Source organism: Salinivirga sp., assembly GCF_055145285.1.
This window is the reverse complement of the sequence record NZ_JBSRDC010000080.1, coordinates 45,575-56,439: the sequence shown is the minus strand read 5'-3', so window position 1 is coordinate 56,439 and position 10,865 is coordinate 45,575. Positions and strand designations below refer to the sequence as shown.

Genomic DNA, 10,865 nt, shown 5'->3' with positions numbered 1-10,865 from the left:
AAGTGACAAATTTTGACCAAACCAGTTCTAAATTCCTGTCGAGGCAATGCATAACTAACTTGCCCTTGTCATTATCCTCGGTTTGCACACCTATTACCACTACAGAATCGCCATAAGGAACAAAACTGTATAAAGTACCTCCGGGCAGATGAAAAACCGTACTGTCTAATAAAGCTCCATTTTCATCATATTTCCAGATTATATCATCACCATTATCGCGATGCAAACCCGAAACCCAAAGGGTATCATCAATAAACTGCATACCGATAAAAGTTACAGAGCCACCGTGCCCGACAGATATTAAAGGCTCTAATGGCTGGGCTTTACTCACCATAAACGATAGTCCAAATAAAAAAACAAATAAAATTCGCATAGTTCAAAAATTTAAGACAGGCTGCCCTCAGGGCAACCTGCTTATAAAATAATAATTACCACATTGGTTCGGGATTCATCGGGGCTTCTATCATTCTTTCATGATATGTTCCGGCTTCAACCTCATAGCAATGTAATCCACCAGTACTTTTACCTTTCGTAATGCTAGTGAATGAAACCTCTAAATTAAAAGGTGTAGCATCAACAGGTAAATAATCAATTATCACCTCATCTATATGTTGCAAAAAATAGTTCATTTGATCAGGTGAAATGCAATCTTCATAATTATAACCATTCCAAATGTACATCTCAAAAGCAGGTTCGTCAGCATATCCATAGAAAAAATATGGCCCATCCACATCGGTAAACCAGACGTCCTGATACTCCGGATTCAGATAATCAAAGGCATCATTGTGGGTAATGTAATAGCGCTCTAATTGATCGCCCGAATACTCAGTACTCGGATAATCATCATTATACCCATTACAGCGGCCTGTAAGATAACAATGCCACCAGTCGTAAAACTGAAACGGGTTGCTGCTCTTTAGATTATCTCCTTCAAAAAGTTTTCCGGTTGTGGTATAAACCCATATTCCGGCCCCCTCTTTATTGCGCCCCTCCAATTCAAGATTCACAACCACCACATGCTTTGAGTCATATTTAAAATTATCATAAAACTCATAAATGCGGTTATTAATTTCAACAAAAGTAGCATTCACATCTTCGGCAGAAACCATACAGCCATCAATTAAATCTACCGTTATTAAAGCCGAATCTTTTCGTTTTTCGTCATAGTATAAATTTGGGAATCCATAGCTGTAATTCAGGGTTGCTTCGGTATACCAAATGAGCGAATCGAGCTGCATTGATTGTCCTCCTCCGTTTTTTTGAAGCATATTGTCTTTAAAATTAATAACGCGTTGCTCTGGTCCATTATTTTCCATGGATTGTTTTATTTCCATTTCATCTTTCTCGCAACTTAAGAAAGCAATTGTAATTACACCAAGCAGGGTAATTCCTAAAAATTTTCTCATAATATAATAATTTAAGTTAGTGAATACCCTGCGATAATAATAATACAGCGCAAATAAATCTTTATGTTTCCTTGTTATTTTTTATGTTAACAAAAAGATCATTATATCATAAGCCACATCCACAAAGCAACAAACAACAGATAAGAAGCATATTAAACCAGCTCATTGAATTAAATATTAAAGGATATTAAAATTCCTTGTTTTAAAATAAAAAGCTGTTACCTGTGAAAAACAACTACCGCTACACGGGTAAATTACCCATTACACCTAAAACCCTGTAATTACACAGGCCATTGGGTCGATAGCGCAATGGCTCGTGGGATTCGACCAGGTTGCTGAGTGGCTCGTGGAATAGCCAGAGCTATTTATAAATGCACGCCTTTTATAGAATTTAATGCCAAAAGCTTGCATTTACATAGAAGCTTTATTGTATAAGTAGTTGATTATTATTGCATTTGCTGTTTTTCAGCAGACCCTAAGTACTGTTTTAGCAAAAGTTATTAAACATTTTCAAACCGAAAGTTCTATCTTCGCAATACTTACCGGAAGGTAAATTGATAACAGAAACGATTGTAAATGGAATATTTCAGCATTTGGGATTTTTTACTAGTACCGGCTTACATTCTTGGTGCCTGGATTATAGCAGCCAGAATTTCTCAAAAACGCCGCGAAGAAAAACCACATTATCGTTTCTATCATTGGGGACTTTTATATAAAATAGGCGGTGCGCTTGCGCTTTGTGCCATTTACCTTTTCTATTACGGAGGTGGCGACACCACCGGTTATTTCAGAAGTGCCCTCGTGTTAAGAAACTTACTTTTCGAAGACCCGGGCACGTATCTGAGCATTCTGGCCAATAACCTTACCCCTGAAAACTTTAGTGTCTTTACCAATGAAACCGGATATCCTATTTATTACCACGACCCAAACTCCTTTACAGTGGTTCGGTTCACTTCAGTACTCATGCTTTTTACCACGGGTAGTTTTTTACAGGTATCCATTCTCACAGCCATCATTACCTACAGTGGAGTTTGGCGGCTTTACCTGATGTTTGTAGAAATGTATCCCAAAAACGATTATCTGCTGGCTATTGCAGTCCTCTTTATACCTTCTGTAGCTTTCTGGGGAAGTGGCGTGTTAAAAGATTCCTATACCATGGCTGCTTCCGGGTGGTTCATCTTTGCTTTTTATAAAATATTTTTCCAAAAAAGACGCATCATATTGTACACAATTTCCATCATAATCAGTGTTTATGTCCTCATCTCAATCAAAGCCTATATTTTCTTTGCGCTACTCGGTGGAATTATGATTTGGGTAGCTTTTTATTTTTTAAACAAATTTAAAAGTATGTTTCTCCGCTTTCTCGTTCTGCCTATTTTGGTCCTCATGTTTTGGGGTTTGGGACAATATATAATCTTCAACATTGGAGAATACGTGGGTTCCTATTACACCTCAATGGATGCTCTTTTGCAGAAAGCCATTATTACCCAGGATGACCTGACACGCGCTTACTATGGTGGGAACTCATTTGATTTGGGGGAACTACAACCTAATTTACAGAGCATCTTGAACAAAGCTCCAAAGGCTACCATTGCAGGACTGTACAGGCCATTTATATTTGAAGCCCAAAATCCGGTAATGTTCCTTTCGGGATTAGAAAACACCGCTTTAGTGCTATTACTATTGTGGGTGTTATTCAAAGCCGGATTACGCCGTTTTTTTACGATAATGTTCGAAAAACCAGTATTACTTTTTGCTTTTGGATTCACTATTCTATTTGCATTTTCGGTGGGTCTTACAACAGCCAACTTTGGGGCCCTTGTACGCTATAAAATCCCGCTATTGCCCTATTATGCAGGGGCTTTATTCATTATTTATCATATTGCACAAAACAGAAAAGAGGAAGGCAACGGAGAAGAAATTGTGGAATCCACAGAACAAGTTTAACTGTATAGAGTTTTCAGTAAAAAAATCAACAGCATGCGACACCAGGAACTGTCTTATCAATTTTTTACACGTAACAGAAAAAATCTACAGAAACAAATTGAACCAAACACCATTGTGGTGGCTTTTTCAAACCCCATTGCCCTGCGCAATGGCGATCAGCAATATGTTTACCGCCAATCTTCAGACATGTTTTACCTTACCGGCATTACCCAGCCGGAAACAGTGCTTGTGATGTACACCACAGCAAACCAATGGCATGAAATTCTTTTCATTAACAGGCCGGACACCAAAACCATAATCTGGGATGGCTACCAGCTTAATACTGCTGATGCTGCCAACATTTCAGGCATCACCGATATCAGGTACACCGACAGCTTGAAATCAACATTGGAAAACCTGGCCAGCAAAAACAGCACAATAGCTGCCAGTTATCCGGCACACCACCATGTAGCCGTGCAATGGACAAAGCACCTCATGAAACACAACAGCAACCTGCGGCAAACCGACCTGCAAAGCATTATCGCCAGGCTACGCGTAATAAAATCGCCCGAAGAAATCGCATTGATAAAAAAAGCCATTGGTATAACCGAAACAGCTTTCAAAAATTTACCCAAAATAATCAGGCCCGGCGCAATGGAATATGAAGTAGAAGCCGAAATGATACGCACATTCATTGCGAATGGGTCAGACGGACATGCATTTGACCCCATAGTCGCATCCGGACCCAATGCTTGTACACTGCACTACATAACCAATAACCGGCAAATGCAAAACCAGGAATTATTGCTCCTTGATTTTGGTGCAGAATACAATGGTTATGCTGCAGACATGAGCCGGACCTTACCCGTGGGAGGTCAGTTTACGGCACGACAAAAAGAAGTTTATGCAGCTGTGCTTGATGCCCAGAAATATGCGACTAATCTTATCAGACCCGGCATTAGCATAAAAGAAATTAACCAGCAGGTGCGTGAACACCTGGAAAAAGCAATGCTCAGCCTGGGACTTATTACCAGGCAGGACATCAAGCAACAAAACCCTGAAGAGCCCCTGAGCCGCAAATATTTCATGCACGGAACAAGTCATTTCATGGGCATCGACGTACACGACGTGGGCAATCCCAAAGAAATGCTAAAGCCGGGTATGGTACTCACATGCGAGCCCGGCCTTTACATCAAAGAAGAGGCCCTGGGAGTACGCATAGAAAACGATATTCTGGTGACTGAAAACGGCAACGAAGATTTAATGCAGCATATTCCACGGGAAATACAGGATATAGAAGCTTTGCTGGCCTAATAAAATTCATCTCCCAAAATAAAACAACCACAAAATTGGCAAAATCCGTTTTTTTGATTATCTTTTTAAGGGTCAACAAAACAGGGTATGTCAATGATAACAATTAAAAACAAACTTTTAGCACTCGTTGTGCTGATGTTTTTTGTAATTGGATGCCACTCGCAGGATAAGCCAGAACAAAACATCAGAAAAGCTGCAGTTGCCGGACAATTTTACAGCGATAATGCTGCAGAGTTAAAAATGCAACTCAGGCAATTTTTTGCAAAAGCCGAAAAAAAACATGAAGGCACAACCCGGGCTATAATAGCTCCGCATGCCGGGTATGTTTTCTCGGGACAGGTGGCCGCATCAGCATTTAACCAGATAACACCAGGGCGGGAAATAAAAAATGTTTTTTTACTGGGTTCTGCCCATCGTGTGTGGGTAAAACGGGCATCAGTTTACCTCGGGAAAAGCTATGAAACGCCCCTGGGAGAAGTACCGGTGAACACCGAAATTGTAAAAAAACTGCTTAAAAGTTCATACTTTGAGTTTAATGAAAAAGCCCATATAAATGAGCACAGCCTGGAAGTAGAGCTGCCTTTTTTACAGCACCACCTGAAAAATGATTTTCAAATTATACCCATTCTCATCAATACCAAAAAACAACAGGAGATAAAAGCCATAGCGAAAGCGTTGAAACCTTATTATACAGAAAACAACCTCTTTGTACTCAGCACAGACTTTTCACATTATCCCAACAACAAAGATGCCTGTAAAACAGACAGTTTGACTGCAGAGGCCCTGGCCACAGGAGACACAGAAAAACTTTTGGAACAAATATCAGCCAACAACGAGGCAGATATTCCACAACTAAAAACAAGCATGTGCGGTCTTAGTGCCATGTTGGTGCTGTTAGAACTAATTGAAGAAGAAGGCCATACAATTGAAAAAATAGCCTATCAAAACTCATCCGGCAGCTCCTATGGTGATAGAAACAGGGTGGTTGGCTATTGGGCAATGCGCATTAGCGACAGTAAAACAGATGATAGGCAGAAAAAAACAACCTCTTTTTCGCTCAACTGGGAAGAAAAAAAACTATTGCTTAAAATTGCCAGAAACACCATTGAGCACTATTTAAAAACGAAGCGTATTCCACCCTTACCCGAAGATGGCATCACATCCAATTTAAAAGTGAAAACCGGCTGTTTCGTGACTCTGAATAAAAACGGGCAACTACGCGGATGTATTGGCAATTTTTCCGGAACACTACCCCTGGCAAAAGGAGTGCAGGAAATGGCTGTGGCAGCGGCCACAGAAGACCCGAGATTCAACAAGTTAAGACCCGAAGAACTGGAATCTGTAAAAATAGAAATCTCAGTACTGACGCCTCTGAAACCAATTGATAATCTAAAAGAATTCGAGTTAGGCAAGCATGGAATTTATATTCAGAAAGGCACACATTCAGGTACTTATTTGCCCCAGGTGGCCGAAGGTCGCGACTGGACAAAAGAAGCGTTTGTCAGCCACTGCTCCCAATACAAAGCAGGTCTGGGCAAAGACGGATGGAAAAAAGCCGATTTATATACTTACGAAGCCCTAATATTCTCAGAAAAATCTCATCGTAATGAATAAAATTCAAAAGCTTACTATAATAACTGCATTAATAATTTCTGCAACGGCTATAGGTGTGCAGATATTCTTTTTTCAGCAGGACAAAGAAGTTGCCAACCCTGATAAAACAGAAAGCAATTATCAACCACCATGCATGAAAGCGGGTATCGCCAGCTTGCCACAAAGTAAAATTACCCGGCAGCTTATAGAAAACCATAATCTTTCAATGAAAGAGTCATATTACTATGACAAAATACCATCAACAGGAGAGGTAATTTGCAGACTCTGTCCGCACAAATGTATTTTAAGAGAAGGCGAATTGGGGGATTGCAGAGTGCGGGCTAATGTGGAAGGTAAACTGCGCACACTGGTATATGCCCGCCCAATTACCATGCATCTGGACCCGATTGAAAAGAAACCTTTTTTCCATTTTATGCCCACACAAAAAACCTTATCTATTGCCACGGCGGGCTGCAACTTACGATGCCGAAATTGTCAAAACTGGCAAATTAGTCAGCTTTCACCATTTGAAATGGAAAATGTAGAAGTCAGGTCACCCGAAACCATAGTCAGCCTGGCCAAAAAGTATAATGCAAAAATCATTTCTTACACCTACAACGACCCGATTGTATTTTATGAATATATGCTGGAAACAGCCAAATTAGCACACCAAAACGGCATTAAAAACACCATGGTCACAGCAGGATTTATCAATGAGGAACCCATGGAAGAACTGGCACAATACATCGATGGCGCCACAGTTGACATTAAAGGCATGACCGACGAATTTTACGACAGGTTCAACACCGGTGAACTTGAGCCGGTATTAGATGCCATAAAAGTGATGAAAGCAGAAGGAGTGTGGCTCGAAATCAGCTACCTTGTTATACCCGGAGAGAACGACACCAATGAAGACTTCGATAAATTTGCCAATTGGGTAAAAGACAATACTGGTAAAGGCACACCGGTACATTTTCTGCGATTTTTCCCCCACTACCAAATGAAATCAAAACCGGCTACACCGGTTACTACGCTGAAACGCGCTCGCAAAAGGGCGCTCAATGCAGGGTTGAATTATGTGTATATCGGCAATGTACGCGATTCTGAAACCGAAGACACCTATTGTCCACATTGCCAGAAAAAGATAATCGACCGCGATGGATACCAAATGAAAGCACTTCATGTAAAAGAAGGCAAATGTGAGTTTTGTAACAACCTGGTAAATGGAATCTGGAAATAAATGAACTTCAAACTTAGAATCGGGTTCATATTTTTCCTGGTCAGTTTTATTGCCTTACTGACCCAGGTAATTTACTTGCGGCAGGTGCTTTTGCTTTTTGAGCAATCAGAATACATCATCAGTATTTTTCTCTTCTTTTGGCTTGGAGCCAACGGGCTGGGTGTGTTTATTGGTAACAGAAAAACCTACCCGAAACAAAAAATTTTTACACTCACGCAGCTTTATGCAGTTGTGGCAATTGGTTTCTATTATGTTTTAATTCTAACAAGGCCGGAACTCCTGGGCATCAAAACCACGGGCAACCTAACCAGGGGAATTATCTACACTCTACTTTCAATTACTATTATTAGTGGATTTAACGGATGGTTATTTGCACAATTTGCAAAACTGGAAAACGATGGTAAAAATATAATTCGATTATATAAAATAGAGACTCTGGCTTTTGTCATAGCTGGCATACTATCTTCAATAATTATTTTTTATTACCCTGCTTTCCTTATACTCGCCGGAGCAGTAATGGCACTTCAACTCGCAATTCTAAAAGAAAATGCACCCTGGGGCAGTTTTGCATTAAGCGCTATAGCCCTTGTTTTGATAATTATTGCACCATCGGTTAGGTCAGGAGGATTAGAGCCCTTATTTCCGGGCTATGCCTATGTGGAAACAAAATCGGCTCCTTCAGGCGAGGTAAACCTACTGACAGATACTGCAAATGCAGATACAATGCTGCTGTTCCAGGGTGCCCCGGCTATAACAGCAAAACCACCGGCAGCTCATGAAGAAGCCACATTTCCGGCGCTTGCGCAGGGCTTCTGTAATCCCAAAATATTAATCAGTGGCAGCGATATCATCCCCATATTAAATGGGCTTTCAAAAAGCAAATTCCGGAAAATCAACATCCTTATTAAAGATAGCCGATATTTTGCAATACTTAAAACTCATTTTCCCTCGTATATCCGGCAAATGCTTCAACAATCGAATGTTCAGGTAATTCATGAAACAATACAAAAACATCTAAGTAAGCAAAAAAACAAATATGACATTATTTACATCAATGAACCCAGACCCGCTTTGATGGAAAACGCATTGATATACTTTCCTGACAATATAAGCACTTTACGCAGCGGATTGAATTCCGGTGGTTGCCTGAGTCTTTTATTTCAATCAGAAGCGGCCTACTCTGGGCGAATAAATAAAAACCTGAAAGGAAGCATCTTAAAAACAACAAGTGATATTTTTAAACACACGGGCATACTGGCTTTGGATACCTACACCGTAATACTTGCTTCAGAAAATCCGCTTTCCACTGAATTTTCAGAGATGGAACAAACACTGGAGCGCAATGGCATTTATGCAAATTACTTTAACAGTTTCAACGTGGGTACAAGACTAATGAACCAGAAAAGCATTGGAATGGATGAAATAGACAAATACAAAACTTCCCTGTCGTTTGATAAGCCGCTGGTGTATTTGGCCGGGCTCCTCCAAATGTTTCAAAAATACGCTGTGAATCTGACCAATCAAATTATGGCATTTGGCGAAAGAGTATACCGTAATATGCGCATTTGGCAACTATTGGTCCTAACATCTTTATTAGTTGTTTTTATAATGTTCGCTTTGCAAAAACCCGGTTATGCAGTGGTTTTTAATGGAGGTTTCGCAGGCATAGCAGCTCAAACCATGTTTATTTATTTTTATCAGCTATACTTTGGCAACATATATTTACTCATTGGACTTTTAATATCGCTGTTTATGCTTGGGTTGCTCGGTGGATTAATGCTTAAAAACCCTAATCACAAAAAATGGCTTTCCACAACTTCAATTTTGCTAATATCAGGTTTTTTATTCTTGTTAACTATCGGGGCCTGTCTGTTTGCAATATATGCTGGCATACTTTTATCAGGATTGTACACCGGGCTGCTCTTTAATTCTGTAAATCAGCACAAAAAAATTCCCGGCCTGCACCTTTATATCAATGATTTATTGGGGGCAATGGCCGGGAACATTTTAATACCTGTATTAATAATTCCTTTCCTTGGTTTTTATGTGCCCATACTTTTAATGGCTTTTATGGGCATCGTCACCCAGTGGCTGTTATACAGAAATTATTAGAAGTTAAGTTTTTTACGAAGTATTGATGGCACAGCATCTTTATGCACCATTATCGCAATGGTTTTGGCCTTTACATAAGGCAACGACATATGCAGTTTACCCTGGAAATCATTGGAATTATGGTTCCATGAATTCTTGATTATGTAATACGGATTACCTTCCTTATCCTGCGATGTACCAATGAGGTGCATTAGATGGTCATCGGTAGATTGTTGCGACATAAAAGTAGCTTCACGCAAATCTTTAGTTACTTCTTTTTCAGGGGCTATTTCGCTAAGAAAAGATTCATCCTCAAGAACTTCTTCTGTAGGAAGTACTGCAAAGCCTTTTTTATGATTAAAGCCATGTTCGCTCACATCGCCATCCCAACACACAGTATAGCCTTCTTCGATGGCATAGTCGATGGTTTGAATCAGGTCTTCGAGTTTTACATTGTAATAATTATCGAATGACCAGTTATCGGGTATATCAAGGTTCACTGATTCGTAATAAGGATAAAATTCAAAAGAAGTCAACTCCACATAATCATCAGGATTAACATCCATAGAATCTTGAAACGCTTTGGCAGTCATATCCTTACCATTCCATTGAAAAGTAGCAGGAATCACTCCAAAATAAACATCCATAACAGCTGTTAAGGCATCGAGCCAAAGCGGCATTTTTTGTCTTTGCTTATCAAGGTTTTCAAGCATGCCATGCATCATAGCCACAACTTCGGCATGATTATGCTCTTCGCTTTCGTAGGCAATACCGCTGTATGCTTTTTCGGGCACCATTCCTTTTTCGCGTATTACATTCATTACATCATGAGCCTGCCCGCCTTGCGAAAAATTGGTTTGCCCGTGACGCATCACAAAACGTTTTGCCTTATCAAGATATGCATGATAAACAAAAAACATTTCACTCAAATCGACTGAATCATGGCCCATACGCATAATTTCAGATTCCAGGAAAGAGGTCGTGGCAAAACTCCAGCAAGTACCTGCCCTGCCCTGATCTTTGGCCATGGTGTGTGGCAACTCTTTTACGATTTTAAACTCGTACGCTGATTCGCTTTCGGTGTTCTGTCCATAAGAAAAAGACAGAAAACTTACACTTAAAACAAAAAATAAAATAACTGAAAAATGTGCTTTCATAGTTTACAATATTGATGTTATAATTAATTCAAAATGAAAGGTTTAATAATCTTTTACCTGTGAAAATAACACAAAGCTGCAGACCTGCCTTTAATTACATAAATGCAAGAATTTGTTCAGATACGAACATAAAAAAAG

General features: G+C 39.8%; 8 protein-coding genes. 5 read left to right on the top strand and 3 right to left on the bottom strand.

Features of this window, described 5'->3' with window-relative positions; translation table 11 throughout:
* Together ACTB0Y_RS16635 and ACTB0Y_RS16630 are read right to left on the bottom strand one after the other, a co-directional pair.
* Positions 1-373 (bottom strand): hypothetical protein (locus ACTB0Y_RS16635; protein WP_463207966.1); only part of this gene is annotated, 373 nt, incomplete at its 3' end.
* A 55-nt stretch (positions 374-428) separates the two neighbouring features.
* Positions 429-1,406, bottom strand: coding sequence for a hypothetical protein (locus ACTB0Y_RS16630; protein ID WP_463207965.1), 978 nt, complete (start codon positions 1,404-1,406; stop codon positions 429-431).
* Positions 1,407-1,982: 576 nt separating this feature from the next.
* On the opposite strand from ACTB0Y_RS16630, the gene ACTB0Y_RS16625 reads away from it, so the two are divergent.
* The 5 genes from ACTB0Y_RS16625 (at position 1,983) to ACTB0Y_RS16605 (ending at position 9,591) form a co-directional block, all read left to right on the top strand.
* Positions 1,983-3,353 carry a hypothetical protein gene (locus ACTB0Y_RS16625; protein WP_463207964.1) on the top strand — a complete coding sequence of 457 codons (1,371 nt, stop codon included), beginning with the start codon at positions 1,983-1,985 and terminating at the stop codon, positions 3,351-3,353.
* Between the two features lie 33 nt (positions 3,354-3,386).
* A complete protein-coding gene (locus tag ACTB0Y_RS16620) occupies positions 3,387-4,646 on the top strand; it encodes an aminopeptidase P N-terminal domain-containing protein (protein ID WP_463207963.1) in 1,260 nt (419 codons plus the stop codon).
* 93 nt (positions 4,647-4,739) lie between these two features.
* Positions 4,740-6,260 (top strand): AmmeMemoRadiSam system protein B, encoded by a 1,521-nt coding sequence (amrB, locus tag ACTB0Y_RS16615; RefSeq protein WP_463207962.1) that lies wholly within the window; start codon positions 4,740-4,742, stop codon positions 6,258-6,260.
* Positions 6,253-7,479 carry an AmmeMemoRadiSam system radical SAM enzyme gene (gene amrS / locus ACTB0Y_RS16610; protein ID WP_463207961.1) on the top strand — a complete coding sequence of 409 codons (1,227 nt, stop codon included), beginning with the start codon at positions 6,253-6,255 and terminating at the stop codon, positions 7,477-7,479. The genes amrB and amrS overlap by 8 nt, the downstream gene beginning before the upstream one ends.
* Complete coding sequence (locus ACTB0Y_RS16605) at positions 7,480-9,591, top strand: hypothetical protein (RefSeq protein ID WP_463207960.1); 2,112 nt, start codon at positions 7,480-7,482, stop codon at positions 9,589-9,591.
* On the opposite strand, the gene ACTB0Y_RS16600 is transcribed toward ACTB0Y_RS16605, so the two are convergent.
* Positions 9,588-10,727, bottom strand: a complete 1,140-nt coding sequence (locus tag ACTB0Y_RS16600; RefSeq protein WP_463207959.1) for a C1 family peptidase — start codon at positions 10,725-10,727, stop codon at positions 9,588-9,590. The genes ACTB0Y_RS16605 and ACTB0Y_RS16600 overlap by 4 nt on opposite strands.
* Positions 10,728-10,865: the final 138 nt, after the last annotated feature.

Excerpts from the sequence above, each read along its gene's own strand:
- ACTB0Y_RS16630 (WP_463207965.1), bottom strand. The coding sequence starts at position 1,406 with ATGAGAAAATTTTTAGGAATTACCCTGCTTGGTGTAATTACAATTGCT.
- ACTB0Y_RS16625 (WP_463207964.1), top strand. The coding sequence starts at position 1,983 with ATGGAATATTTCAGCATTTGGGATTTTTTACTAGTACCGGCTTACATT.
- ACTB0Y_RS16620 (WP_463207963.1), top strand. The coding sequence starts at position 3,387 with ATGCGACACCAGGAACTGTCTTATCAATTTTTTACACGTAACAGAAAA.
- amrB (WP_463207962.1), top strand. The coding sequence starts at position 4,740 with ATGATAACAATTAAAAACAAACTTTTAGCACTCGTTGTGCTGATGTTT.
- amrS (WP_463207961.1), top strand. The coding sequence starts at position 6,253 with ATGAATAAAATTCAAAAGCTTACTATAATAACTGCATTAATAATTTCT.
- ACTB0Y_RS16605 (WP_463207960.1), top strand. The coding sequence starts at position 7,480 with ATGAACTTCAAACTTAGAATCGGGTTCATATTTTTCCTGGTCAGTTTT.
- ACTB0Y_RS16600 (WP_463207959.1), bottom strand. The coding sequence starts at position 10,727 with ATGAAAGCACATTTTTCAGTTATTTTATTTTTTGTTTTAAGTGTAAGT.